The sequence below is a fragment of the Marinobacter fuscus genome (genome assembly GCF_003007675.1).
GTDB lineage: Bacteria > Pseudomonadota > Gammaproteobacteria > Pseudomonadales > Oleiphilaceae > Marinobacter > Marinobacter fuscus.
Window position 1 is genome coordinate 150,174 of record NZ_PXNP01000097.1, and the last position, 25,716, is coordinate 175,889.

24 protein-coding genes and 2 tRNA genes are annotated in these 25,716 nt (G+C 57.2%); 8 read left to right on the forward strand and 18 right to left on the reverse strand.

All coding sequences use genetic code 11. The features are described from left to right. Positions 1 to 10 precede the first annotated feature (10 nt). Positions 11 to 304: a helix-turn-helix domain-containing protein gene (locus tag C7H09_RS13765; protein ID WP_106763593.1), complete on the reverse strand. Its 294-nt coding sequence runs from the start codon at positions 302 to 304 to the stop codon at positions 11 to 13. Between the two features lie 105 nt (positions 305 to 409). On the opposite strand from C7H09_RS13765, the gene C7H09_RS13770 reads away from it, so the two are divergent. After that, a complete protein-coding gene (locus C7H09_RS13770) occupies positions 410 to 1,048 on the forward strand; it encodes a substrate-binding domain-containing protein (RefSeq protein ID WP_106763595.1) in 639 nt (212 codons plus the stop codon). A gap of 51 nt (positions 1,049 to 1,099) precedes the next feature. Here the strand turns inward: C7H09_RS13770 and C7H09_RS13775 are convergent, their stop codons facing one another. The 3 genes from C7H09_RS13775 to C7H09_RS13785 form a co-directional block, all read right to left on the reverse strand. Continuing rightward, positions 1,100 to 3,031, reverse strand: a complete 1,932-nt coding sequence (locus tag C7H09_RS13775) for a tyrosine-type recombinase/integrase (protein ID WP_106763598.1) — start codon at positions 3,029 to 3,031, stop codon at positions 1,100 to 1,102. Positions 3,032 to 3,258: 227 nt separating this feature from the next. Beyond that, a tRNA-Gly gene (locus C7H09_RS13780) sits at positions 3,259 to 3,334 on the reverse strand. A gap of 102 nt (positions 3,335 to 3,436) precedes the next feature. Continuing rightward, positions 3,437 to 4,039 carry a DUF924 family protein gene (locus tag C7H09_RS13785; RefSeq protein ID WP_106763601.1) on the reverse strand — a complete coding sequence of 201 codons (603 nt, stop codon included), beginning with the start codon at positions 4,037 to 4,039 and terminating at the stop codon, positions 3,437 to 3,439. Between the two features lie 98 nt (positions 4,040 to 4,137). Here C7H09_RS13785 and C7H09_RS13790 point away from each other — a divergent pair, with 98 nt between their 5' ends. From C7H09_RS13790 to C7H09_RS13800, 3 genes are all read left to right on the forward strand, one after another. Then, the gene (locus C7H09_RS13790) at positions 4,138 to 4,509 is read left to right on the forward strand and encodes a sirohydrochlorin chelatase (RefSeq protein WP_106763604.1); all 372 of its coding nucleotides are present in this window, start codon (positions 4,138 to 4,140) and stop codon (positions 4,507 to 4,509) included. Positions 4,510 to 4,554: 45 nt separating this feature from the next. Then, on the forward strand, positions 4,555 to 5,457 hold the full coding sequence (locus tag C7H09_RS13795; protein ID WP_106763607.1) for a TIGR01777 family oxidoreductase: 903 nt from the start codon (positions 4,555 to 4,557) through the stop codon (positions 5,455 to 5,457). Positions 5,458 to 5,543: 86 nt separating this feature from the next. Further along, positions 5,544 to 5,619, forward strand: a tRNA-Glu gene (locus tag C7H09_RS13800). A 20-nt stretch (positions 5,620 to 5,639) separates the two neighbouring features. Here C7H09_RS13800 and ccoM read toward each other — a convergent pair. Further along, entirely contained in the window at positions 5,640 to 5,786 is a 147-nt protein-coding gene (gene ccoM, locus C7H09_RS19895) for a cytochrome c oxidase subunit CcoM (protein WP_165794831.1), read from the reverse strand. 267 nt (positions 5,787 to 6,053) lie between these two features. Here ccoM and C7H09_RS13805 point away from each other — a divergent pair, with 267 nt between their 5' ends. The 3 genes from C7H09_RS13805 to pta are packed head-to-tail and all read left to right on the forward strand — an operon-like array spanning position 6,054 to position 11,858. After that, positions 6,054 to 8,471 (forward strand): bifunctional diguanylate cyclase/phosphodiesterase, encoded by a 2,418-nt coding sequence (locus C7H09_RS13805; RefSeq protein WP_240616590.1) that lies wholly within the window; start codon positions 6,054 to 6,056, stop codon positions 8,469 to 8,471. A gap of 16 nt (positions 8,472 to 8,487) precedes the next feature. Further along, entirely contained in the window at positions 8,488 to 9,672 is a 1,185-nt protein-coding gene (locus C7H09_RS13810) for an acetate/propionate family kinase (RefSeq protein WP_106763613.1), read from the forward strand. Positions 9,673 to 9,704: 32 nt separating this feature from the next. Beyond that, positions 9,705 to 11,858 carry a phosphate acetyltransferase gene (gene pta / locus C7H09_RS13815; protein WP_106763615.1) on the forward strand — a complete coding sequence of 718 codons (2,154 nt, stop codon included), beginning with the start codon at positions 9,705 to 9,707 and terminating at the stop codon, positions 11,856 to 11,858. Positions 11,859 to 11,889: 31 nt separating this feature from the next. On the opposite strand, the gene der is transcribed toward pta, so the two are convergent. From der to trmJ, 13 genes are all read right to left on the reverse strand, one after another. Continuing rightward, a complete protein-coding gene (gene der / locus C7H09_RS13820) occupies positions 11,890 to 13,311 on the reverse strand; it encodes a ribosome biogenesis GTPase Der (protein ID WP_106763618.1) in 1,422 nt (473 codons plus the stop codon). 77 nt (positions 13,312 to 13,388) lie between these two features. After that, positions 13,389 to 14,558 carry an outer membrane protein assembly factor BamB gene (gene bamB / locus C7H09_RS13825; RefSeq protein WP_106763621.1) on the reverse strand — a complete coding sequence of 390 codons (1,170 nt, stop codon included), beginning with the start codon at positions 14,556 to 14,558 and terminating at the stop codon, positions 13,389 to 13,391. Further along, a complete protein-coding gene (locus C7H09_RS13830) occupies positions 14,558 to 15,211 on the reverse strand; it encodes a YfgM family protein (protein WP_106763624.1) in 654 nt (217 codons plus the stop codon). Before C7H09_RS13830 ends, bamB begins: the two co-directional genes overlap by 1 nt. A 46-nt stretch (positions 15,212 to 15,257) precedes the next feature. Further along, a complete protein-coding gene (gene hisS, locus C7H09_RS13835) occupies positions 15,258 to 16,535 on the reverse strand; it encodes a histidine--tRNA ligase (RefSeq protein WP_206074333.1) in 1,278 nt (425 codons plus the stop codon). 40 nt (positions 16,536 to 16,575) lie between these two features. Beyond that, positions 16,576 to 17,694 (reverse strand): flavodoxin-dependent (E)-4-hydroxy-3-methylbut-2-enyl-diphosphate synthase, encoded by a 1,119-nt coding sequence (gene ispG, locus C7H09_RS13840; RefSeq protein ID WP_106763629.1) that lies wholly within the window; start codon positions 17,692 to 17,694, stop codon positions 16,576 to 16,578. 36 nt (positions 17,695 to 17,730) lie between these two features. Next, positions 17,731 to 18,777, reverse strand: a complete 1,047-nt coding sequence (locus C7H09_RS13845) for a RodZ domain-containing protein (protein ID WP_106763631.1) — start codon at positions 18,775 to 18,777, stop codon at positions 17,731 to 17,733. After that, on the reverse strand, positions 18,767 to 19,570 hold the full coding sequence (gene pilW / locus C7H09_RS13850; RefSeq protein WP_240616596.1) for a type IV pilus biogenesis/stability protein PilW: 804 nt from the start codon (positions 19,568 to 19,570) through the stop codon (positions 18,767 to 18,769). Before pilW ends, C7H09_RS13845 begins: the two co-directional genes overlap by 11 nt. A gap of 37 nt (positions 19,571 to 19,607) precedes the next feature. Then, positions 19,608 to 20,717: a dual-specificity RNA methyltransferase RlmN gene (gene rlmN / locus C7H09_RS13855; RefSeq protein ID WP_106763765.1), complete on the reverse strand. Its 1,110-nt coding sequence runs from the start codon at positions 20,715 to 20,717 to the stop codon at positions 19,608 to 19,610. Between the two features lie 62 nt (positions 20,718 to 20,779). Beyond that, positions 20,780 to 21,208, reverse strand: coding sequence for a nucleoside-diphosphate kinase (gene ndk, locus C7H09_RS13860; RefSeq protein WP_106763633.1), 429 nt, complete (start codon positions 21,206 to 21,208; stop codon positions 20,780 to 20,782). 68 nt (positions 21,209 to 21,276) lie between these two features. Further along, a complete protein-coding gene (locus C7H09_RS13865) occupies positions 21,277 to 22,425 on the reverse strand; it encodes an IscS subfamily cysteine desulfurase (protein WP_106763635.1) in 1,149 nt (382 codons plus the stop codon). 21 nt (positions 22,426 to 22,446) lie between these two features. Next, positions 22,447 to 22,944: a Fe-S cluster assembly transcriptional regulator IscR gene (gene iscR, locus C7H09_RS13870; RefSeq protein ID WP_106763638.1), complete on the reverse strand. Its 498-nt coding sequence runs from the start codon at positions 22,942 to 22,944 to the stop codon at positions 22,447 to 22,449. Positions 22,945 to 23,021: 77 nt separating this feature from the next. Further along, positions 23,022 to 23,810 (reverse strand): serine O-acetyltransferase, encoded by a 789-nt coding sequence (cysE, locus tag C7H09_RS13875; RefSeq protein WP_106763640.1) that lies wholly within the window; start codon positions 23,808 to 23,810, stop codon positions 23,022 to 23,024. 4 nt (positions 23,811 to 23,814) lie between these two features. Further along, the gene (trmJ, locus tag C7H09_RS13880; RefSeq protein WP_106763642.1) at positions 23,815 to 24,669 is read right to left on the reverse strand and encodes a tRNA (cytosine(32)/uridine(32)-2'-O)-methyltransferase TrmJ; all 855 of its coding nucleotides are present in this window, start codon (positions 24,667 to 24,669) and stop codon (positions 23,815 to 23,817) included. Positions 24,670 to 24,877: 208 nt separating this feature from the next. Here trmJ and C7H09_RS13885 point away from each other — a divergent pair, with 208 nt between their 5' ends. Then, complete coding sequence (locus C7H09_RS13885) at positions 24,878 to 25,678, forward strand: inositol monophosphatase family protein (RefSeq protein WP_106763644.1); 801 nt, start codon at positions 24,878 to 24,880, stop codon at positions 25,676 to 25,678. Positions 25,679 to 25,716 lie beyond the last annotated feature (38 nt).

Below are 25,716 nucleotides of genomic sequence, written 5' to 3' on the forward strand. Positions count from 1 at the left end.
AAGGCAAGGCTCAAGAGCCGTTGCCAGAACCAAGGTTGTCCTCTGTTGCAGTCATCAATTCAGCCGAACTTATCCTGAGCGCCACGGCAATTTTCAGTATCAGAGCCAACGTGGCCATGTGCTGCCCGCGCTCAATCTTGCCCATGTGAGAACGTTCGATCCCGGCCAGTGCAGCCAGTTCTTCCTGAGAGATTCCTTGCGCCTTGCGGGCGGCACGCACTGCCTCCCCGAAGGCCTGTGCTGGCTCGGCTTCAAATGTGGTTGTACCTGGGGGACGGCCTCGTTGAACTATACGCTTCTGCATTGACAGAAGCGTCGGGCAGCCATGAGAATTTAACCACGTTAAATTTAACTCATTGCTATCATATTGGGTTGCTTTTTTGCGGCCAGATAGCTTCGCGGGGCTCTCATGCACCACGCCACCAGCCGATCTTTCAAACTCGCTATAGCGCCCGGCGTACCATCCTCTCGGCTATCAACGCTTCTTGCCCTTCAGCGTGCAGAGGAACCGGATATCGCCATCACGTTCTTCGAGGTCGCAGGCGACGACCTAGCTGTCGGCCTTCAAGAAGGTCGCTACGACGCTGGGATGTCACTTCAAGATACGAGCGCCCCGAGCCTGAGCAGCCAGCCCTTATGGTGTGAAAACATGGCCGTTGCTGTACCGCCACGGTTCCCCTTACCGAACCAGGCGATGCTCACGGTTGCTGAGTTGTTGAGCTATCCCGTTTTTCGCTGGCAGGCAGAGGCCTGCCCCCTGCTGGATCAACGGCTGTCTTCCTTGGCGCCGCCGGTGGATCAGCAGAGCATTCAGCACGTCACTTCGTTCAAGCTGTTGGCCCTATGGGTCGCGGCTGGCTATGGTCTTGGCATCTCTGCGCAACCGCGCATCGAGCGCGCCCATGAGTGGAGGATTACGATGAGGCTGCCCTCGGATGGCCCCTACGAAATCGTGACCCACCTGCAGCGCCCCCACCGGCCAACCAATGCTGTTACGGAGCGGTTCGCGCGCAGAGCGCTGCAGGTTGCCAGGGCCGGCGCACGGTAATGACAACCTATGGCCGGGGCCACTTCCCGGCCATAGGTTGCAGCGTGCAGGTTAGGCTTCCTCAAGAACCACCGCACTATCCATCAGCCGACGAACGCTCTGCCGCACGTCCTCGGGGATCGGCTGTGGGATGACCGTCTCAGGGGCATCCGCATGCTCCTGACCGTTCGTGATGATCCGGATGATTTTGGCCAGATTGGTCGGCGTGACGGTATCGATGGCCGTCCGATCGCCCAATTCCGGATGCGGCCGGGTCAACATGCGGTACAGATCCCACGAATCCGCGTCCGGACACCGCTTCATGAGGGTTTGGGCCAGCTTTTGCTTGAGTGGCACCAATTGCCAATCGGGAACGCGTTGTCCCCGGTTGCCCAAACCGATGGACAGCAATTTGCCGGCTTTCAGTTCGCGGTTGATCTGGTCTTTGGACTTCCCGGCCAACTTGCCGAACAACTGAACCGGCATGTTGCACGGCAATTCGTAGATCTCGAGCATTTCCTCGCGCTCACGCTGGATCGCGGACACTTCCGGCTCCGGAACTGGCTCAGGGGGCGGCGGCACCTGTGACAGCCGCTGAAAGGTGCCTCCCGAGGCGTTTGCCGTCACGACGATGGGAGTTGCCGCTACCGGTGGGATGGTGCCAATAAAAGACGCTTCCTCGGCAGAAACGGTATTTTCCGCCTCTACCATCGTTGGCACCCCATCGATACGGATGGTGAGATGCACGCTGGCGGCCTCCACCTGGCCCTGCTCCAGCAGGTCGAGGCGATCGGCCCAATCCTGCATCATCCTGCGGCGCGGCTCCACGTGTTTGGCGTGGTTATAGGCTGAGCTCACCTTGTTCGGGTCCGAGTGCGAGAGTTGCGCGTCCACCCAAATCTTGGGGTAGCCGATTTCATTGAGCGCCGTCGAGAGGGTTCCACGAATACCGTGGCCGGTCAGTTGATCGTCGTAGCCCATGCGCTTCAAAGCCTGATTGAGCGTGTTCTCACTGATGCGCTTCTTGAGGTCGCTGCGATGCGTCAGCAGGTATCGCTGGGCTGGCCGCATTTCTCCCAAGAGGTGGCGTACGATCTCGACGGCCTGGATGGACAGCGGCACGATATAAGGCGGGATGTCTTGCGCACGCTTGCCAGCCTTGCGCATCTCGTCCAGAAGTTGCTTGACGCTCTCTGGCGGGATGATCCACAGACCCCGGTCGAGGTCGAACTGGTCCGGGGTCGCCAGCCGCAGCTCGCCAGTGCGCACTCCGGTCAAAAACAACAGCCGAATGCCGAGCTGGGTCTGCCAACCACGAGTGTTGTAATGCCTGAGCTTCTGGAGAAACGCGGGAAGCTGGGGCAGAAGCAGGTACGGGTTGTGGTTCACCGGAGGTTTAGGCTCGGCTACGACATCAAGATCCGAGGCCGGATTGATCTCCAGTCCCTCAACGATCACCAGAGCGTAGCGGAACATCTGCCGGAACCAGGTACGAATTTTTTCGGCGGTGGTGTAAGCCTTGCGTCCCTCAACCCTTGCCAGCACACCCAGCAGTTGGGGACGACGGATATCGTAGATCGACATCCTCCCGAGGGTGGGCAGCACATCGTTGTCGAAGATACGGAGTATCTGGGACATCGTGCTTTGCCGGCCTTCCTTGAGCTCCTTGCGGCGATGCTCGACCCAGGCGTCGAAAACCGCCTTGAAGGTGTATTCGGACGCCAGCTTGATCGCGTGCCGCTTCTGCTTACGGTCGGTGTGAGGATTGATGCCCTTGGCCAGGAGCGCCCGGGCCTCGTCACGCAATGCGCGTGCTTCGCGCAGGCCGATCTCAGGGTAGTTGCCCAGCGAGATGCGCTTTTGTTTGCCGAGCCAGTAGTAGCGCAGGTGCCACGACTTGCCGCCAGTGGGAGCGACGACCAGGCCGAGGCCATCGGTGTCGGGGAGGTTGTAGGCTTTGTCAGCGGCCTTGGCTTGCCGCACAGTCAGATCAGAGAGAGTCATCTTTGAGCTCCTAAGTTAAGAACTTAGACTCAATGCTCGTCACGACTCCCGCCCAACCCCAGCAACAATCCGGAACCGGCACCACCCGCATTCTTTGGCCTCAATTTTGGCCTCAAAAACGCTGGCTGTCAGTGGATTTCCATGGCTTTTGCTGGAATGAAAAAAGGGCCTTTCGGCCCTCTTTTCAACGACTTACAGACGTCAGTGGAAGTCTGTAGATCATAAATTGGAGCGGGAAACGAGATTCGAACTCGCGACCCCAACCTTGGCAAGGTTGTGCTCTACCAACTGAGCTATTCCCGCTAAGCGCTGTGAGGTTGTTGCCTCTCAACGACGGCGTATTCTACTGATAACTCCGGGGGCGTCAACACTTTTTTTCAAAAAAAGAAAACTTTCTTTCCGGCACTATTGGCCAAACCTGGGGCCGCCCTTTAGATAGTCCTCCTCTTCCGGCGTCGATGCCCGTTTCAACGCAGCGTTCCTGTGAGGAAAGCGGCCAAAGCGCCGCACAATATCACGGTGGTCTTCTGCCGACTTCAGAAAGCTGCGGAGAAAGCCCCCCAGCACACCATCACTCACAGCCACCAGTTGATGATAACAATCCACCGCCAGGTTCTGATCCTCCAGCCTCTCCGAGTGCTGTAGGGGCATATAAAGAAAAGCCCTCTGTATCGGCGGCAATTCCAGATCCTGCCCCCGATTCATTGCGCCCCGACACAGGCTCCGGGCAAGCCGGTCGTGCTCAAACGCCAATGCCCCGCCCCGGAATATATTTCGGGTGAACTGATCCAGCAACAGAATTTCGGCGAGAGCACCGCCGGGGCTGGCCCGCCATTGATCCAGCCCTTCCTCGGAGGCAAACACCACCAGAGACAGAAAACGCCGGCGAACTTCCCGATCGAATGCCCGGTCGCTCCGAAACCACTTGTCACGATGAGCCTTGTCGGGCAACCCCCGTTCATCCAATTCGCCAAACCAGAAATCCAGAAGCTCTTTCCAATCGAACATCTGATAACTCCCTGATACAGTTAGTTTGCAACCACACACAGGCCTGCCGCTAACAAGATTACGACGCTGGCCAGCAAAGCGACCAACCCGGAGACTCCATGAGCATCAAGCACCACATTATTCTATTGGCCCACGGCAGCAGCGACAGCCGCTGGTGTGACACGTTTGAAACCTTGGCCGAGCCCACAACAACTGCCATCGAAAACGCCAGCATTGCTTACATGGAGCTGGCCGAACCATCACTTGACGCCATCGTTGCCGAGCATACCGCAAAGGGCGTGGATACCTTTACCGTGGTGCCTTTGTTTCTGGCCGCAGGCAGACACCTGCGTAAAGATGTACCGGCGATGATTGACCGGCTGGAAGCCGAGCACAATGTTCGGATCAGCCTGTCGGATCCCATCGGCATGAACCCGAAACTGGGGCTCGCCATACGGGACGTGGTTCAGGAAGAGCTCGACAGGGCCTGACAGGCAGCGTGCGCGGCGCCGGTTCAGTATATTCAGGAGGCAGCAATGAACAATAAAATTCTCATTACCGGAGCCACCGGCTTTATTGGCCAGGTGCTGTGTGCCCGACTGATCGAAAAAGGCTATCAGCTTACCGTGCTCAGTCGGCAACCCAGCCATGCCGTTCGCGCCATCTGCGGCCGGGTGGACGCAATTTCCAAACTCGACGAGGTTCGTGGAGCACAGGGCTTTTCCGCAATCATCAACCTGGCCGGTGAAGGCATTGCAGACCGCCGCTGGTCTGACAGCCGCAAGCAGGCTCTCAGAGACAGCCGGATCGGCCTGACAGAATCGCTGGTTCAGGTGGTGCGTACTTGGGGCGAACTGCCAGACGTGCTGGTATCCGGCTCCGCTGTCGGGTTCTACGGCGATCAGGGCGAGCGAAAAGTGACGGAACGAACGCCGCCAAACGACGAATTCACCCATCAACTTTGTCGTGACTGGGAAAACGCCGCGATGGAACTGGCAAGCGACGGAGTTCGCGTTTGCCTGTCGCGCACGGGAATAGTGACCGGCCGCAACGGCGGGTTCCTGCAACGCATGCTACTGCCGTTCAAGCTGGGGCTGGGCGGAAAGCTCGGCAACGGCAGGCAATTTATGCCCTGGGTGCACAGGGAGGATGTGGTAGCCGGTTTGCTCTGGATGCTGGAAACTGACGCCGCCGAAGGCCCCTACAACATGGTCAGCCCCAACCCTGTATCCAACGCCGAGTTCACCAGAACACTGGCGAGGGTTCTTCACCGGCCAGCGGTACTGCCAGCCCCCGCGCCAGCATTGAAGCTCGCGCTCGGTGAAATGTCGCTGCTATTGCTGACAGGGCAGCGCGCCATTCCGGAAAAACTGCTTGAGCAGGGGTTCCACTTTCACTATGCAGGTTTGGACGAGGCACTCGAACAAAGTGTGGGATAATTTTTTTGAAAAAAAACGTTGACAGCCCCGAGACCCTTACTTAGTATACGCACCACCTCGACGAGGCAAGCTTTTGAAAACGTTGCGTCCCCTTCGTCTAGTGGCCTAGGACTCCGCCCTTTCACGGCGGCAACAGGGGTTCGAACCCCCTAGGGGACGCCAATTTTCAATCTCCGTCGATACTATCCACCATTACCTTTATGGTGGATTTTGCCTTTTCCCCCGTGGGCTTTCTGGTCTTTCATTACGAAAATACCAACGCCGACAAAGAAACCGATCATTAGTAATACCGTTGCAACACCTGCGATAACCACAGCATCCATATACATGGCTCTTCTCCTGTGCCAGTCATAATTGATTAAACTCAGGTTACCTGCACGCCTCTGGCATTGTATTGATCTGCATCAAGCCCCCTCCTTGATTATGACCATCTCCTCATTCTCGACTTATTTCCGTCGATTTTTCCTGAGTTTGCAGGGCATTTGAAATCGACTACTGCTATAGTCGTAGGCAACGGATCCAAAGTGCTGGTCTCACGGAGCGAGCCCTTAAAGTCTATGCAAAATACCTATGTTTCAGCACAGCAAGCCGAATCTATGACCGTCAACGCGACACGCCCGAAACGACTGCGCTCTGCATCGCCTCTGTCGCTCCGGCTTGTGGCCTGGATTCTTCTGTTCAGTTCAGCCTTCAGCCTGCTCGCCTCCGGCGCCCAGATCTACATCGATTACCAGGAAGATCTGGACAAAATCAGAGAGCGCATGCGGGTTATAGAATCCGGTTACCGCTCAAGTCTTGCCCAGAGCCTCTGGGCCCTCGACCAGAAGCACCTGCAAACCCAGATGGAGGGCATCCTAAGCCTTCCTTACATTGACCATCTGCGATTGCGTATCGAACCCGGCTCAGAAGTGGTGATGGGCACTCTCCCCCGCGGAGCAGACGTACTCACCCACCACTTTGACCTTGTCCATGTAGACGGCAACGAATTCCGGCTGGGCGAACTCACCGTGACGGCCAACCTGCAAGGCCTCTACAGCGACCTGCGCCGGCGGGTAGGCCTCATTCTTGCCACCCAATTCTTTATCGTCTTCTTCGTATCGATCCTGGTGTTCTGGATTTTTCGCCATCTTGTCACCCGGCACCTTGCGGCCATGGCCGACTATACTCGTGACCTCTCGCTGGAAACCCTGTCGCGCCCCCTGATACTCCACCGCCCAGACACCGCCGCTTACCGCTCTGACGAACTGGGCATGGTAACCGACGCCATCAACCAGATGCGTGAGCGTCTGAACAACGACGTTGCACGGCGCGAGCGCGATGAGGCAGAAATCCGGAAATTCTCCGAAGCGATCGAACAGAGCCCTTCTTCTGTGCTGATTTGCGATCGGCAGTGGCACATCGAGTATGCCAATCATAAATTCAGCCAACTGACCGGGCACAAGCCCGAAGAAATCATAGGCAAGCATCCGTCGGCCCTGATTGCTCCAAATGTCGACCAGGTGGAAGCCGGCCAACTCTGGCAAGGCATCCGCCTGCAGGTAAAGCGGGTTGGCGTATGGCAGGGCGAAGTCAACAGCGTGCGCCGCAATGGCGACCGCTACTGGGAACAGATCGTTGTAACACCGATCAAGGACAAAGCTGGCGAGTCCAGCGGTTACCTGATCCTTGGTGAAGACATCAGCATTCGTAAACGCTATGAACAGCAACTCTTGCGGCAGGCCAACTACGACGTACTGACTGGCCTGCCTAACCGGATGCTGGCTTTGGACCGGCTAAAACTGGCACTGGCGCAGGCTCGCCGGGACGAAAGCCAGGTCGGCGTGATGTTTCTGGATCTGGACAACTTCAAACACATCAACGACACCCTGGGGCACGATGCTGGCGACACCCTGCTGGTAGAGGCAGCACGCCGGATATCCAGCTGCCTGCGGGGCGCAAGCACGGTTGCCCGGCTTGGCGGCGATGAGTTCCTGGTTATACTTCCGGGCCTGGCCGGGCCCGGCGACTCCAACCAAGTGGCTGAACGTATCCTGAAAACCTTTACGCCGCCCTTTATCCTCAATGGCCAGGAAGTATTCGTCAGTACCAGTATCGGTATCGCCATCTTCCCGACAGATTCCGACAACAGCAGCAACCTCCTGCAGCATGCCGATGCAGCTATGTACCAGGCGAAGCACCAGGGCAAGAGCTCTTACGCGCGCTTTGCCCCGGAAATGACCGAAGTGTCCCACGAGCGCCTGCAAATGGAATCCCATATGCGCAAGGCCCTCGAACTGGGAGAGCTCGAACTTCACTTCCAGCCCATTGTGGAAACCCGAAGCGGCAACCTGGTTGGTGCGGAAGCTCTGCTACGCTGGAACAACCCGGCATTAGGAATTGTTATGCCGGATCGCTTCATTCCGCTGGCTGAAGAAACCGGCCTGATCATCCCGATTGGGGAGTGGGTGATCAACGAGGCCTGCAAGGCCGCCCAAAGCTGGCAAGCATTGACCGGCCGGGACATCAGCATTGCCGTAAATGTATCACCCCGCCAGTTCCGGGATCCCAAGTTCATCGACATCGTGATGCATGCCCTTTGGAGCAGTGAGCTACGCCCGGAACTGCTGGAGCTGGAAATCACTGAACGACTTATTCTCGACAACTCCATCGAAACCGCCGAGATTCTAAAGCAACTGGATGCCGGGGGTATCCGTTTGTCCGTTGACGACTTCGGCACCGGCTACTCGGCACTCAGCTACCTGAAAAGCTACCCCTTCGATTCACTGAAGATTGATAAGTCCTTTGTCCAGGACGTGCTCAAAGAGGCAGAGGATGCCTCGCTGGTGCGCGCCATTATCCAGATGGCTCACAGCCTTGGCCTGGATGTCATTGCTGAAGGCGTCGAAAGTGAAGATCAGACTCACTTTCTGAAAACAGAAAATTGCGATTACTCCCAGGGCTACTTCTACAGTCGGCCCATGACCGAACAGGATTTCATTCACTGGCTCGAAACCAATGAACGAGCCTTCTCGTAAGCAACACGGCTGAACAATGGAAGACACCATACTGGTTGTGAATTGCGGCAGTTCGTCGCTGAAACTCGCTTTATTTGACCAGAACTACAACAAGATTGCTTCGGCCCTTGCCGAGCGCCTGAACAATACTGATGCTTTCGCCCGGATCAAAAACGTTGACGATCCGGTCGTGCTGTCGGCAAACGCAGATCATAAACAGGCACTGGCGGCACTGGTAAATGCCTTTCGGGAGCGCCAGTTGATGACCCGCGATCCGATCGCTATCGGGCACCGGGTGGTACATGGCGGCGAAACCTTCCGCGAGGCCTCGCCGATCGATGACGCAACCATCGCAGCCATCGAGTCCTGCAGTTCACTGGCCCCCCTTCACAACCCGGTAAATCTGGCTGGCATTCAGGCCATGCAGGCGTTATTTCCAACCATTACCCAGGTGGCCGTGTTCGACACCGCTTACCATCAAACATTGCCCGAACGCGCATTCCGCTATGCCCTGCCGGATCACTACTATCGGGACTGGGGTGTCCGGCGCTATGGATTCCATGGCACCAGCCACTACTACATGGCTCACGAAGCATCCCTCCTGCTCGACAAAACACCGGCCACCACGTCCATTATCTCCGCACACCTGGGCAACGGCTGCAGCATCACCGCGATTAGAGATGGGCTCAGCGTCGATACCAGCATGGGCCTGACGCCATTGGAGGGCCTGGTAATGGGCACGCGAAGCGGCGATGTTGACCCGGGATTGTTTGATTTTTTGGCGGCCCGGGGAATCAGTGCCCGCGAAGCACATCGGGTGTTGAACAATGAAAGCGGCCTTCTCGGCCTCTCCGGCCAGACCAACGACATGCGCAGCCTGTGTGATCTTGCAGACCACGGCCACGAACCTTCACAGCTGGCCATTGAGGTTTTCTGTTTTCGGCTTGCCCGCTACATAGGTGCCATGACGGCATCTCTGAGCCGCCTGGATGCGCTGGTATTTACCGGCGGAATAGGAGAAAACAGCGCGCGCATTCGCCGGGAGACCGCGAAGCACCTTTGCTTGCTTGGCATAGAGCTGGACTCGGACCTGAACCGCGACCACGGTCGTTGGAGCGATGGCCGGATCAATGCCGCGGATTCCCGCTACCCGGTGCTGGTTATTCCCACCAATGAAGAACTGGTGATTGCTCGGGAAGCTGCCCGCCTGGCAACCAACTGATTTATTTATCTGCAACGCACTTTGGAATACACATGGCTAAAAGTCTTTTTCTGGCTCCCACTTCCCTTGACTCCGGCCTGACCTCGGTCTGTCTGGGTCTGTTCCGGGCACTGGAACGGGAAGGCGTCAGCGTTGGTTTCTACAAGCCCTTCCGGCAATCGGTTCATCGTGGCGAAGCCCTGCACAACGACAACCGGGATTCCTCGGTTGAATTCCTCAAGGCACGCAGCCATTTCACGCCACCGGACCCCATTCCGCTAAAGCAGGCTCAACAGCTACTCAATCATGGCAAAGCCGATCTGCTGATGGAGACCATCGTTGGTGAATACCAGCAGGTTGCCCGCGACGTGGATGTCGTCATCATCGAAGGGTTAGTTCCCGATAGAAGCGAGGCTTACATTGCCCGCCTGAATGTCGAAGTTGCCCGCAACCTCGGTTCGGAAGTCATTCTGGTAAGCACGCCACAGAATTGCAGCCCGGCAGAGCTGGACGGCGAACTGGACTTTTCGGGGCGCTTATTTGCAGCCCCGAGCGACCCGGATGTCATTGCCGTTATCCTGAATAAGGTGGGTGAGCCCGAGGCCTCCGGGCTTGGTCTGGATCAGAAACCGCCGGAGTGCGCCGAGGTGCCCGACTACCACTCTGGCTGTAAGGTGTTTTCCAGTGGCCGCTTCCAGCTGCTCGGACAAGTGCCCTGGCAACCCCAACTGCTGGCGCCAAGAGTATCGGACGTAGCCCGGGAACTGGCCGTACCGGTATTGCATGAAGGGCAGATGCTCAGTCGTCGCGTACAGAGGGTGTCCGTATGCGCGCGCAGTATTCGCAATATGACAGATACCCTGAAACCCGGCACACTGATGGTGACACCCGGCGACCGGGAAGACATTGTCGTTGCTACAGCCGTGGCCGCCCTGACTGGCGTGCCTCTGGCAGGCCTGATGCTGACCGGCGGCCTCATGCCCGACGAACGGGTAATCGACCTCTGCCGGCGCGCACTCGACACCGGGCTTCCGGTACTCAGTGCGGAAACCAATACCTACGAAACCGCCCAGCGGCTGGCTAATCTGTCGTCGGCAATTCCAATCGACGATCCGGAGCGAATCGAAGAGGCTATGGAAACCGTCGCCCGGCAGCTCGATACCCAGTGGCTTCAGGAGCACCTGAAAGTGCAGCGGCAACGCCGCCTGTCACCTCCCGCCTTCCGGTATCAGCTCTCGGAACGGGCCCGGGCTGCGGCCAAACGCATTGTCCTCCCGGAAGGCTGTGAGCCGCGCACGATTCAGGCTGCGATTATCTGCCACCAGCGTCGGCTGGCGCACTGCGTTCTCATTGGTGAGCCCCACGAAATCCACTCGGTGGCCGCGTCTCTGGGTGTAGAGGTTCCGGGCGATCTTGAAATTATCGATCCGGCCGAGGTTCGCCAGCGCTACGTTGCCCCCATGGTCGAGCTGCGCAAGCACAAGGGCCTGACGCCCGACATGGCCGAGGCCATGCTTGAAGACAACGTTGTTCTGGGCACCATGATGGTTGCCATGGATCAGGCCGATGGCCTGGTATCCGGCGCCATTCACACGACCGCCAACACGGTGCGCCCTGCCCTGCAGCTGATCAAGACCCACGATAACGCCAAGGTGGTTTCCTCGGTCTTCTTCATGCTGTTGCCTCAGCAGGTTCTGGTATACGGCGACTGTGCCATCAATCCCGACCCCAACGCCGAAGAACTGGCGGATATCGCTATCCAAAGCGCCCAGTCTGCAGAGGCCTTTGGTATAGAACCGGTCGTCGCCATGATCAGCTACAGCACCGGCGAGTCAGGCTCCGGCGAAGATGTCGACAAGGTACGGGAAGCGACCCGCATTGCCCGGGAACGGCGGCCGGATTTGCTGATCGATGGGCCGCTTCAGTACGATGCCGCGGCGATTGAAAGCGTCGGAAAATCGAAGGCTCCGGGCAGCAAGGTGGCAGGTAAGGCAACAGTGTTTGTCTTTCCCGACCTCAACACCGGCAACACCACCTACAAAGCCGTACAACGCAGCGCCAATGTGGTCAGTGTCGGCCCTATGCTTCAGGGTCTTAGAAAACCGGTAAATGACTTATCCAGAGGCGCGTTGGTGGAAGACATTGTCTTTACCATCGCGCTGACGGCGGTGCAGGCCAAACAGGTAGAGGATGCAGGAACCGCCTGAGCGGTTCCCTGAGCAAGAACCGACCGCCAGATCAGCGCTTAACGCTCTTCTGGCGCGTCTTCTTGATCCGGCGGCCTTTTTTCAGGTCGTTGTCTTTTTTAACTTTCTGTCTCGGTGTAAGCCGATCCACTTTATCCGCATAGGGGTTTTCGCCCGCACGGAACTCAAAACGAATGGGGGCACCCACCACCTTAAGCACCTTACGGAATATGTTCTCGAGATAGCGCTTGTACGCACCCGGCAGCGAATCTACCTGATTACCGTGTACCACAACCACTGGCGGATTGGATCCCCCCTGGTGAGCATAACGAAGCTTGATCCTCCGGCCATGCACCATCGGTGGTTGGTGCTGGGCAACCGCATCCTGCAGTATTGCGGTTAGCCGGTTGGTCGGCCACTTGGCCATGGCCGAATCGTAGCAATCTTGAACAGACTCATACATGGTGCCCACACCGGTGCCGTGTAATGCCGAAATATAGTACTTGTCGGCGTAATCCAGAAAATCCAGGCGACGGGCTACCTGCTCCTTCACCCGCTCGCGATCCTCAGGATCCATGCCGTCCCATTTGTTCACGGCAATCACGAGAGAACGCCCGGCATCAAGCACAAAGCCGATCAGGTGAAGATCCTGATCCACCAGCCCTTCACGGGCGTCGATAACCAGAATCACTACATGAGCATCATCAATGGCCTGTAAGGTTTTGATGATAGAAAACTTTTCTACTGCCTCACGTACATTCTTACGGCGGCGGACACCCGCTGTGTCAATCAGCGTGTACTGGTGGCCATGGCGCTCATAGGGAATGTAAACACTGTCGCGGGTCGTGCCCGGCATGTCGTAAACCACGACCCGGTCTTCACCCAGCATTCGGTTAACCAGTGTCGACTTGCCAACATTGGGCCGCCCGACAATTCCGATACGAATACCGGGATAACGATCCGCGCGATCCTGCTCTTCGGGGTTTTCCGGCTCCGGAAGCAACACCTCCAACATAGATCGGATACCCCGGTTATGGGATGCGGCAACCAGAAAGGGCGAGTCGAAGCCCAGACGATAAAAATCAGACGCTGCAACGTCCGGATCCTGTCCGTCGGTTTTGTTGACCACCAGGTGAGCCTGCTTACCGGAACGCCGCAAGAAGTCGGCAATCAGCTCATCTCCGGCGGTCAGCCCGGCCCGGCCATCCACCAGAAACAAAACGATGTCTGCCTCTTCCACCGCCTGCATGGACTGGCGAGCCATTTCAGCATCAATGCCAGCTTCATCACCGGTCAGACCACCGGTATCGATGACAATAAACTTCTGCCCCTCGTAATGCCCCTCTCCGTATTTTCTGTCTCGGGTCAGACCGGGAAAGTCTGCCACGAGTGCATCCCGCGAACGGGTCATCTGATTGAACAGGGTGGACTTTCCCACATTCGGGCGGCCCACCAGGGCAATTACTGGAGTCATAATTTCAGCTACTCAAGAAACCGGAAACCCGGCCTCGCAGGCATATGCCTGGGCCGGGCGTAAAAATTACGGGCTACTTAGTCTTCTTCGACCAGGCCCAAGCGTGCGAGCTTTCCGCTATTACCAAATACCAGCAGGTTACCATCTTCAATAACCTGAACCGGTACGCGGATACCGTCACTATCAAATTCCATCTGACCTTTCAGCATGCCATCGCCAAGCGCAAGCACGTGAAGGTAACCCTCAAAGTCGCCAACAACCAGATACTCACCGGCAATCGCAGGCCGGGTCAGCTGACGCCACGCCAATTTGTCCTGCACCCAAAGTTCACGACGGTCATTGCCCCGCATCGCCACGACATCACCGTTCGCCAGGGCCAGGAAAATGTTGCCATTAGCAAGCCCCGGCGACTGAAAACTCGAGGCCCGACGGCTCCAGATCTCCTGCCCGGTGCGAATATCGATGAGTGCGAGCTTGCCCTGATATCCCACCACCATAAGTGCCGAATCGAGAACCAGCGGCTGATCGCCGATATCCACCAGTCGCTCCAGTTCTGTGCGCCCCTGAGGTTGCCCGACTTCGTACTGCCACACAGGCTGCCCGTCTCCGGCCGTTAGCGCGATAACGCGACCATTGGAGAAGGCTGCAATTACGACATCTGCACCAACCAGAGGCGCAGCCGCAACGCGCACGGTGAGCACTGGCACCTGGGCTTCATATTGCCATAGTGCCTCGCCAGTCGAAGTATTGTAAGCCAGAACGCGGCCGTCGGTGGTCTGGACTACCACCAGGTTGCCATTGGACTGGGGCGCCGCAAGCACCTCTGTTGGCAGTGAGGCGCGCCACACTTCAGCGCCACCTTCGGCCTGGTAGGCCACCAGGTCCGCGTTTCTCGTCACCATGTAAACATGCCGGGCATCGGCACCGGGCCCGGCAAGGAAACGCTCCCTGAACTTGCGCTTCCACACAGTGCGCCCCTTCTCCGGCCCGATCGCTGCAAGCACCCCGTCTGCAGATGCGGCGTAGATCACCTTGCCAGCATATAGTGGTGCCAGTTGCAGAAACTCTTCATCGTGGCCTTCTCCAACAGAAGTAGACCAACGGGTTTTCAACGTTACCTGACTGTTGATTTCGGGCAGAGGCGCAGGCTGCTCAAATGTGTCGGTTGTGCTGCACCCGGCCACCAGAGCCGTGACCAGTAAAACCAGAGCGGCAAGGCAAGGTTTGCCGGAAAGCCCGAACCGCATCAGGCTTCCTCCCCGATACCCAGATCGGAAAGCTTGAGCTCAAGAATACCGTTACGACCCTGTTGGCTGAGTTCCCGGGCAGCAAGATAGGCATCTTTGGCGGCGTCCCGATCACCCTGCTCCAACAGAATATCACCCCTCAGTTCGGCGAAAATCGAAGCGAAGGCATCAGGGTTTACAGCGCCGTCCAGCGTACTCAGCGCGGCATCATGGTCACCGGCAGCAAACTGGGCCCGGGCCAGCCGATTACGAATCACCAGTTCCAGCGCCGGATGCTCTGCGGCTTTGTCCAACGCCCACTGCAGAGACTCGATGGCCGAACCCGGCTCTTTGTTTTCGATCATTTGCTGGCGGGCCAGAACCAGGTTGCCGTATATAGCGTAGGCACTGTCGCTGTGCTCGGTGCGGAGGGTTTCCGCCACAAATCCGAGAGTCTCATTCGCAGACTCGTCGCCGGAAGAGAAGGCATTCAGCAAGTTTGCAAACTGGTTAGCGGCTTCGGCCCTCTGCTGGGCCTGGTGGTTCTGCCAGGCCTGCCAGCCGAACACGATGGCCAGTGCGGCACCAATGCCGATAAGAAGTGAACTTCCGTTGTTTTTCCACCAGTCTTTGATTGCCTGAACCTGTTCTTCTTCGGTGCGCAACTCGGCCATGAAAACTCCTGTTATTCGGTAAACTGCCTGTTATTAATAGATGTGATTACAGCAATTCGGCCAGGGTCCCGGCCAGATCCTGCTGGGAAACTTCCTGCTGTGGATCGTCACTACGCAGAGGCTTCAGCCCCGCCGTGCCCTGTGCCACTTCGTTTTCCCCGAGGATAACGGCATAGCTGGCGCCGCTGCGATCGGCCTTTTTCATCTGACTCTTGAAACTGCCGCCACCACAGTGGCTGACAACCGTGCGCCCCGGGAGCTGATCCCGAAGTGATTCGGCAAGGGCCATCGCTGGTGCTACGGCAGTGTCGCCCATGGCCGTTACATAAACGTCTGCCCTGTTGTGAACATGCCCGGGTACCAGACCCAGGGTTTCCAGAAGCAGGATCAGGCGTTCCAGCCCCATGGCAAAGCCAACAGCAACCGTGGGTTTTCCGCCCAACTGTTCGACCAGCCCATCGTAACGACCGCCGGCACAGATAGTCCCCTGCGCGCCCAGGCTGTCTGTAATCCACTCGAACACGGTTTTACCGTAGTAATCCAGCCCTCGAACAAGCGCCGGATTGACGGTGTAGGCAATGCCTGCCGCATCCAGCATGGCTCTGAGCTGGTCAAAGTGGTCACGGGATTCGTCATCCAGGTAATCGCCCAGGCCCGGTGCACCCTCAAGTATCTTGCGAGTGCCCGGATCCTTGCTATCGAGAATCCGGAGCGGGTTAGTTTCGAGACGACGCTTGCTGTCTTCATCCAGCTCGTCTTTAAACAGGGACAGATACTCGACCAGCGCTGCCCGATAGACTTTCCGGGACTCGCTGGTGCCTATGGAGTTGATCTCCAGGCGTGCATGGCCATAAAGGCCCAGCGCCTTCCACAATCGGGCAGTCAGAACCAGCAACTCGGCGTCGACATCAGGGCCTGCCATGCCAAAGCATTCGACCCCAATCTGATGAAACTGACGATAACGGCCTTTTTGCGGGCGTTCGTGACGAAACATTGGCCCCATGTACCAGAGCCGGCGGGTCTGGTTAAAAAGAAGCCCGTGCTCTTCGGCGGCGCGGACACAGCCAGCGGTACCCTCGGGGCGAAGGGTCAGACTATCGCCGTTCCGGTCGTCGAAGGTATACATTTCTTTCTCTACAATGTCGGTAACTTCGCCGATCGATCGCTTGAACAGTTCGGTCTGCTCCACCACCGGCATACGGATTTCCTGATATCCGTACTGCCCCAGTACCTCCCGGACACTGCGCTCAACATACTGCCATACCGGCGTCTGCTCCGGCAGAATGTCGTTCATTCCGCGAATTGCCTGAATCTTTGCCAAAATACAATCCTGATGTTTATCTGAATTCGTTGCTGCCTGCCGTTCAGTCCGAAGACTTCACAATCACGGCTTCTTCCTGTTCCTTGCGGCGGGCCACCTCGTCACGAATGAGGCGTTCGAGATCATCCACCAGATTGGCGTTGTCCAGTTTCTGGTTGGGCTTGCCCCCCATGTAGAACAGGTGCTTGGGAGAGCCCCCGGTCAACCCGATATCGGCTTCCCGGGCTTCGCCGGGGCCATTGACGATGCAGCCAATAATGGCAACATCCATGGCGGTATTAACATCCTCAAGGCGGGACTCCAGATCATTCATGGTCTGGATGACATCAAAGTTCTGGCGAGAGCAACTGGGGCAGGCGATAAAGTTAATACCCCGACTGCGCAACTTCAGGCTTTTGAGAATATCGTACCCGACTTTGATTTCCTGCACCGGGTCTGCCGCCAGAGACACCCGAATGGTATCTCCGATGCCGTCCATCAACAGCATACCCAGGCCAATAGAAGACTTGACTGTGCCCGAACGGAATCCGCCCGCTTCGGTGATCCCCAGATGTAAAGGTTGATCAATCTGGCTGGCTATCTGACGATACGCCGCCACCGTCATGAACACGTCGGAGGCCTTGAGGCTTACTTTGAAGTTCTGAAAATCGTGTTTGTCGAGAATATCGATGTGGCGCATGGCAGATTCCACCAGCGCTTCCGGTGTCGGTTCGCCGTACTTGCGCTGAAGCGCCTTTTCCAGAGAACCGGCATTGACACCGATACGAATGGGAATATCACGATCCCGGGCTGCGCTGATGACTGCATTGACACGGTCGTCCCGGCCAATGTTGCCCGGGTTGATTCTGAGACAGTCCACTCCAAGTTCGGCAACTCGAAGGGCGATCTTGTAATCGAAATGGATATCGGCCACCAATGGCAGCGACACTTGCTGGCGTATCCGGCCAAAAGCCTCCGCCGCTTCCATCGACGGTACCGATACCCGGACAATATCCGCACCGGCTTCCTGAATTGCCTTGATCTGGGCAACGGTTGCATCTATGTCGCAGGTGTTGGTGTTGGTCATGCTTTGAACGGCGATAGGCGCATCACCACCCACGGCTACATCACCCACCATAATCTTGCGGGATTGACGTCTTTTGATCGGGGACTCTTGCTTCATGAAACTCAACCAACACTCTGTTCGGGATAATGTGGATCAGGGCTCAAGGGTAAACTCGGAGCGATTATTAACCGTGCGAAAACTGGCAAGATCCAGACGCTCGCCCTGAAACTCGAGACTTTGTACAGCGCTCATTGCGCCAATAACCACACGAAGGGGTGGCTGCCCCGAAACATCCAGGGTATCGCCGCGGCGGCGCAAGGCACTGGCAAGGCGATTGCCCTCTCCGTCGGAAACCTGCACCCAGCAGTCATCGGCAAAAGCCATTTCAAGCCGCACTCCGGGCGCCACAGCCTCCGTGACGGTGGTCGCAGCTGGCTGCATTGCCGTAACCTCAGGCTCTGAAACCTCGACAACAGGCTGTGCACCGGCAGCGTCAGCAACGTTCTCCGGCGCGTCTTCGGCCACTCGATTCGATTCCTGCACGCCGGACGCATTGTCTGCTTCGACATCTGCCGTTTCAACAGGGGCGCCCGGCTGCTCTGCTTGTGCATCTGGCGCCGGATCAGGGCGCTCCGCATCGGGTTCAACGTCTTCGATAGACTCAGGGATATTGTCTTCGGCTGCCGCAGGCCTGTCGGCTCCAATTGAGTCACGGGCATCTGGATCTGGTGTGTCTTCGACGGATTCCGGAGCGTCCTTGCCGGTCAGCATCGATAAGTCTTTGTCTGCCGCATAGTTGAAGATCAAGCCGCCTGCTACCAGCAACAACAACATTACCATCACAAACTTGGCGATTTGGCGCTTGCGCTTCTTCTTGCGGGCTATATCGACCAGCGGGTTGGCTTTTTGCTGCTGTTCACGCTCCTGGCGCAGCGGTTCAAGCTCGGCGTCCAGAGCGCTTATGACAGCATCCGGATCCAGGCCCACTTGCCGGGCGTAGGCCCGAACATACCCTTTAAGAAACAACTCGGTGTCGATCTTGCTGTATTGCCCAGCCTCGATCGACTGGATGATTGAAGGCCGAAGGTGCTGCTGGTCCGCAATGGCTCCGACGCTCAGGCCCAGCGACTCCCGCGCACGCCGGAGCTGCTGGCCAACCGAACTTTCTGCTACTGGCTTTGCCTTTTCCTCACCGCTCATTGTCAATCAGTACCTTATACTGTTGATATTCGACCGAATCAGGATATTCGTTCCGCAGCATAAGCGCCAGACTGGCCTCCTGGTCGCGATCACTGAAATGCCTAGCAATTCGAATGCCGGTATACAGACTCTCGGGGGAGTGCGTCAAGCGGGTGTTGCGTGAAATCAAGGTCTGCAAGCGGCTGTAGTAACGGGAAGCATCTGTATAATCGCCCTGCTCTACCAGAATACGCGACAGCGACAGGAGCGTCCGGGCCTCCCCGCGGGTGAGTTCTACGGCACGACGATAGGCAGCCTCTGCGCCGGATACATCTCCCAGGCGCTCATTGGTCAGGCCGAGACTATAGAATACGCCGCCCCGATCCTTGTATGCGGTGTCTTTGGATGCCACCTCAAACTGTGTTCTGGCCTCTTCAAACCGGCCTTTACTGAACAGAAACGCACCATAGTAGACCCGGCCACGGGTGTAGCTACTATTTGCCGACAACGCAGAGCGAAAGCTTTTTTCCGCCAGATCTTCTTCGCTCTCGGCACTGTAGATCAGGCCCTGAGCAGCCAGCGCCGGAGCATAACGGCTCTCAATTTCAAGGGCCCGCTCAAGGTGGGTGCGGGCGCGGTCGAGATTGCCCTGCCCGATGTACGCGGTGGCCAGCTGGACGTAGTTTTCCAGCGCCTTCTGACGATCTGCTTCGCGGCTGAAACGGCTATCGGTGGTTGTAACGCAGCCGGACATCAAAAGAACAAGCCCCATTATCAGGGCCATTGTTCTGCTCTCGGATACCTTCTTTACCATCACTGGATACCTTCTCCTGCCCGGCATCACGTTTGGCTCAGGGGTTAACTTGCTGCACCGCAATATAGCGCTGGCTGCGGCGGGTTCTGTCCTCTACCCGGCCAACCAGTTGCCCGCAAGCTGCATCGATGTCGTCCCCGCGCGTGGTCCGGATGGTTGTAACGTAGCCCGCCTCGTTCAATACCGTCTGGAACCGCCGTGTGGCGTTCATGCTCGGGCGACTGAAGTCGCTTTCCGGGAACGGGTTAAACGGTATCAGGTTGATCTTGCAAGGCAAGCCTTTAAGGATGACTGCGAGTTCCCGGGCATGCTCCGGCTGATCGTTCACACCCTGAATAACGGTATATTCGATTGTTGCCTTTCGCTTGTCCGGTAAACGGGCAAGGTAACGCCGGGTTGCGGCGAGCAATTCGGAAATCGGATACTTCTTGTTCAGGGGAACAAGTTTATTCCGCAGCTCATCATTGGGGGCATGCAGCGAGATAGCCAGTGAAACATCGGTAACCTCACCCAGGCGATCAAGCGCCGGCACCACTCCCGAGGTACTGAGCGTCACCCGGCGCTTGGAAATGCCATAGGCCAGATCTTCCATCATGAGATTCATGGCATCGACCACGTTCTCGAAGTTCAGCAGCGGCTCTCCCATGCCCATCATCACCACATTGGTAATGGGCCGGTCGGTCGGGTCGAACGGCATGAATGCCCGGCGGGCAACCCATACCTGACCAATAATCTCGGCCGCCGTCAGGTTGCGATTGAAACCACGCTTACCGGTGGAGCAGAAGGTGCAGTCAAGACTGCAGCCAATCTGGGACGATACGCACAGCGTGCCTCGCTCGCCATCGGGTATCAGTACGGTTTCAACGCTGTTGCCGTTATCCATGCGCATCACCCACTTTCGGGTGCCGTCGCGGGATGTTTCGTCGTAAACCACTTCCGGGCCCCGCACTTCGGCCACTTCCTTGAGTTTGTCCCTGAGCACCTTGCTCATATTGGTCATTTGATCGAAGTCATCCACTCCGCGCTGGTGCATCCACTGGAGAATCTGCTGGGCACGGAATTTCTTCTCACCCAGAGTTTCAAAAAATGCCTCCAGTTTTGCCTTGGGCATTCCCAGAAGATTGACTTTGTCGGAAGGGGCAGACATTACATAACCTCGATCAGATACCCAATTCAGGGGCAGCAAATGCTACCCCTGAAACAACAACATCAGCCGCGCGGGCAGATTTCGTTGTCGTTGAAGAAATACGCCACTTCACGCTCTGCAGATGCAGCTGAGTCAGAACCGTGAACAGCGTTGGCGTCGATAGAAGACGCGAAATCAGCGCGAATGGTGCCGGCTTCGGCTTCTTTCGGGTTGGTGGCACCCATCAGGTCGCGGTTCTTCAGAATCGCGCCTTCACCTTCCAGAACCTGAACAACCACCGGGCCGGAGGTCATGAAGGCTACCAGATCGTTGAAGAACGGGCGCTCTTTGTGCTCGGCATAGAAGCCTTCAGCCTGCTCCTGGGTCAGGTGCATCATCTTGGCAGCAACGATTTTCAGATCCGCTTTTTCAAAACGGCTGTAGATTTCACCGATAACATTTTTTGCTACCGCGTCTGGCTTGATAATAGAGAGCGTGCGCTCGTTTGCCATGATCTTTCTCCAATCAGGTTAGGGTTAAAATTCAGCGGGCCGATTATACGCAGTCGAGGTGCAACTGCCTACCGTACCGCGCGAAGTCGCTCCACAACTTCCTTGATTTGCTCGCAAGCGAAGGCGATTTCCTGCTCATCGGTGAAGCGGCCGAAGGAAAACCGCAATGCCCGATGCGCTCTCTCGTCGCTGGCTCCGATGCCACGGAGCACATAAGACGGCTCCATGGTGGCCGAGGCGCAGGCAGAACCGGAAGATACCGCCAGATTACGCAACCCGAGCATCAGAGACTCGGCGTCGACGCCGTCAAACGAAAGATTGACAATGCCCGGCACGCGATCCGTCTCGCAACCGTTAAACTGCACGCCATCCAGCCCGGACAACCCTTCCAGAAATGCGAACCGCAACTGCTCCAAGCGCTCCATTTCCTGGCCCAGCCCTGCGGCAGCCAACTCAAACGCCTTGCCCATACCCACCAATTGATGCGTTGCCAGGGTACCGGAGCGCATACCACGTTCGTGACCACCGCCATGCATCTGGGCCACAACTTGAACGTCCGGGGCGCGGCGGACGTACAGCGCACCCACGCCTTTCGGGCCATAGACCTTGTGCCCGGACAACGAGAGCAGATCCACATTCAATTCAGCCACGTTGATTGGGAGCTTGCCCGCCGCCTGTGCCGCATCCACATGAAACAGCACGCCCCGCTCCCGAAGCCGCTGACCAATGGTGGCAATATCGGTCACCGTGCCCAGCTCGTTGTTCACCATCATCAGGCTAACCAGAACGGTGTTATCTTGCAGCGCATCACAGACCGCGCCCGGCGCAATCCGACCATCGGTTTCCGGCGTTAGCCAGGTAACAGGCACGCCCATCTGCTCCAACCACTTACAGGTATCCACCACCGCCTTATGCTCAATAATCGAGGTAACAATGTGCGGGCTGTCGTGCAGCTCAACCACACCCTTGATGGCGAGGTTGTCAGATTCAGTGGCGCCGGATGTCCAGACGATTTCCCGAGGGTCTGCATGGATCAGCTCAGCCACCTGACGGCGGGCGTTTTCTACCACTGCTTCGGCCTGCCAGCCGTAACCATGGGAGCGGGACGCTGGATTACCAAAGTTGCCATCCAGAGTCAGGCACTTGATCATTTCTTCATAAACAGCAGGATCAACGGGCGTCGTGGCCGCGTAATCCAGATATACGGGCTTTTTCATAATAGGCTAAGAAATGTTATTTCAGGCCGGAGCCTGGTCGGTGAGACGTTGGGTGTTGACCGCATCCGGGCCATCGCCGGACTGCTTTCGGTTCTGGCGATCGGCCACCTGGCGAATTTCACGCTTGCGCATCAAATCGCCCAGGCTGATTTCGCTCAGAAACTGATGGATCTGGTCACTCAGGTCAGACCATAGGTGATGAGTCAGGCATTTCTCGCCATTCTGACAATCGCCTTTGTTGCCACACCGGGTGGTATCCAGCGATTCGCTGACTGCATCCACAACCTGGGCAACATAGATGTCATCGGCAGAGCGACTCAGACGATAGCCACCACCGGGGCCGCGAACGCTACCCACCAGTTTATGGCGGCGCAGACGGGAGAAGAGCTGTTCCAGATAGGAAAGGGAAATCTCTTGCCGGGTCGAGATATCCGCCAGACTCACCGGCCCCTGCCCTGCATGCAGCGCCAGATCCAACATTGCCGTTACGGCATAGCGGCCTTTTGTGGTCAGCTTCATAGTCTCAACCCCAATGCGAGAACGAATCTCGATTTACAGCGGCGAGTATGAATTGACCGAGTAAAACAGTCAAGTATTCAGCCTTGACCTCGCTCATCCTGCACATCGGATTCTTCCTGCACACAGTCGAAATCGCTCTCGTCGATGGGTGGCAGATCTTTGTTCTGGTACTCGCTATTGACCTTGCGCAAAGCCTTGCACATAACCTCGATGCGGTCGTCGACGGCATGCATATGATCCAGCAAAGCACGCATGGATCTGGCCACAGGGTCGGGCATTTCTTCGGTCACACCATAGGCATCAAAGCCCATCCGCTCCTCCATTTGCTTGCGCCGAAGATCGTCTTCACCCTGCCGTTTAACGATGACCCGGCCAGGAATACCCACCACGGTGGCGCCTGCAGGTACAGCCTTGGTAACAACTGAGTTAGAGCCCACCTTGGCACCCTCACCCACCTCGAAGGGTCCGAGAATCTTCGCGCCCGCACCCACAACAACGCCATTGCCAATTGTCGGATGGCGCTTTCCCTTGTTCCAGCTGGTACCGCCCAGCGTAACACCCTGATAGAGGGTGACATCATCGCCAATAATGGCGGTTTCACCAATCACCACACCCATGCCGTGATCTATGAAAAACCGACGCCCAATGCTGGCACCCGGATGTATCTCAATGCCGGTAAACCAACGCGCCAGCGTAGAAATGGTTCTTGCCAGCCATTTCAGCCCCTGCCCCCACAGCCAGTGCGATAGCCGATGCAGTAGCAGGGCGTGCAGCCCCGGGTAATTGGTTAATACTTCAAAGGTGTTTCTGGCAGCAGGGTCCCGGTGAAAAACACTACCAACGTCTTCCCGAATTCGCTCGAACATACCGTTAATCCTGCTCTTTGTTTGTGGCTACTGTCGCTTTTTCTTCTGTACCGCTTTTGGCCTGGCCAGCGCTCTTTTGCACCGCACTCAGCACGCCCCGCAAAATGTTGACCTCCATCTGATCCAGCCGGGCCCGCTGAAACAGCCTGCGCAGACGGGTCATCAACTGCCTTGGCTTGTCTGTACGATGAAAATCAATCTCCACCAGAACCTGCTCCAGATGCGCAAAAAAGCCCTCTACATCGCTGACCGGTGCAGGCGGCACATCCCAGCCGCGGTCGCCCGGCGCCGCCATGGTTTCAAGGTAGGGGTTGCCTTCACTGTCTTCAAGCCCGCGCAGATAGTTCATCCGCAACTCGTAGCACACCACCTGCACTGCCATCGCCAGATTGAGTGAGCTGTAATCCGGGTTGGAAGGAATATGGATGTGGTGGTGGCAACGTTGCAACTCCTCATTGGAGAGGCCGTGATTCTCCCGGCCAAACACCAGCGCCACCTGCCCCTGGGCCGTGTACTGGCAGGCTTTTGAAGCAGCCTGAGGCGGAGCCATAACCGGCCAGGGAACTTTCCGGCCCCGGGCACTGGTGCCCATCACCAGCACACAATCGGCCAGCGCTTCATCGAGAGAAGATACCACCTGCGCCCGATCCAGCACATCCGACGCCCCGGACGAACGCGCATAGGAGGCCTCATCCGGAAACGACACCGGATTCACCAGCCAGAGGTTGCCCAACCCCATATTCTTCATGGCCCGAGCCACCGCACCAATATTGCCGGAGTGAGAGGTTTCAACGAGAACGATCCGGATCTGGTCGTTAAAGGTATCGGTACCCTCTAGAGGCAACGCGGGCTTGTGCATGGCATGAACCTGTTGATCGATGCAAAATTGAAAAGTCGGCCATGATAACAGAAATGTGGAATTTTCCGCGCTCGGGAAATGCCGAAATCCGGCAATTTGCAGCTGTCCTGCGTTAATATCCGTGCTTTTGCGGAGTCAAAAAACAGACAATAGCTGCCAGTTTTGCTATCCTTACCGGCCTTCACACACCCGGATAATGAACACTCAGATGCAACCAGCGATTAAAATGGCCCTGCGCGTTGCGCGACAGGGATCTGACTACCTGAAAGCCCACTTCGAACGCCAGGAGCCGAATAGCAAGGAAGAATCCGAGCGCTACCTGCAACTTGAGCGTGTAGAGAAATCAATTTACGACAATTTCTCCGAACAGCTGCAAAAGGCATACAAAGATCACGCTATTGCCGAACTAGGCGAGGCCGATGCTGGCAGTCATGAAAAAAGCTGGCATATCTTCCCGCTGCTGGGGCGCGAAAACTTTGTTCGGGGCATCCCCGAATTCGCGCTGGCACTGGCACAGAAGAAGAACAATCGCACCGAGAACCTGTTACTGGTAAACCCGGTGACTGGCGAAGAATACTCCGCCAGCCGCGGCCACGGCGCAGCGCTCAACAGCCGCCGCGTACGCACCTCCGACACCAAGCAACCCGCTCGCGCAGCCATTGCAAGCAATTTGCTTGATCAGAGCCGTCAGGGCGACGACCCGATGATCTGGGGTGAAATGGCCGCTGTTCTGGCAAGGGACACTGCCATGTTCCGAACCTCTGGCTGCCTGAGCCTCGACATGGCACGCGTCTCGGCTGGCCTGCTCGACGCCGCGGTTATCTTCCGCCCGGACGCCGCAGACCTTGACCTGGGCATCACCCTGGCGACAGAATCCGGCGCAATCGCTGGCGACTTCTCCGGCAATCCGTCCGTGGCCAGCGCCAAACAGGTGATTGTGGCAAACCCCAAACTGTTCCGGGAACTGCTGAAAACCTTGCACCCATTCCGGGGCCGCCTGCCGCGCTGATAGCGTTGCTGGCATAAAAAAACCGCCACTCCCTCGGG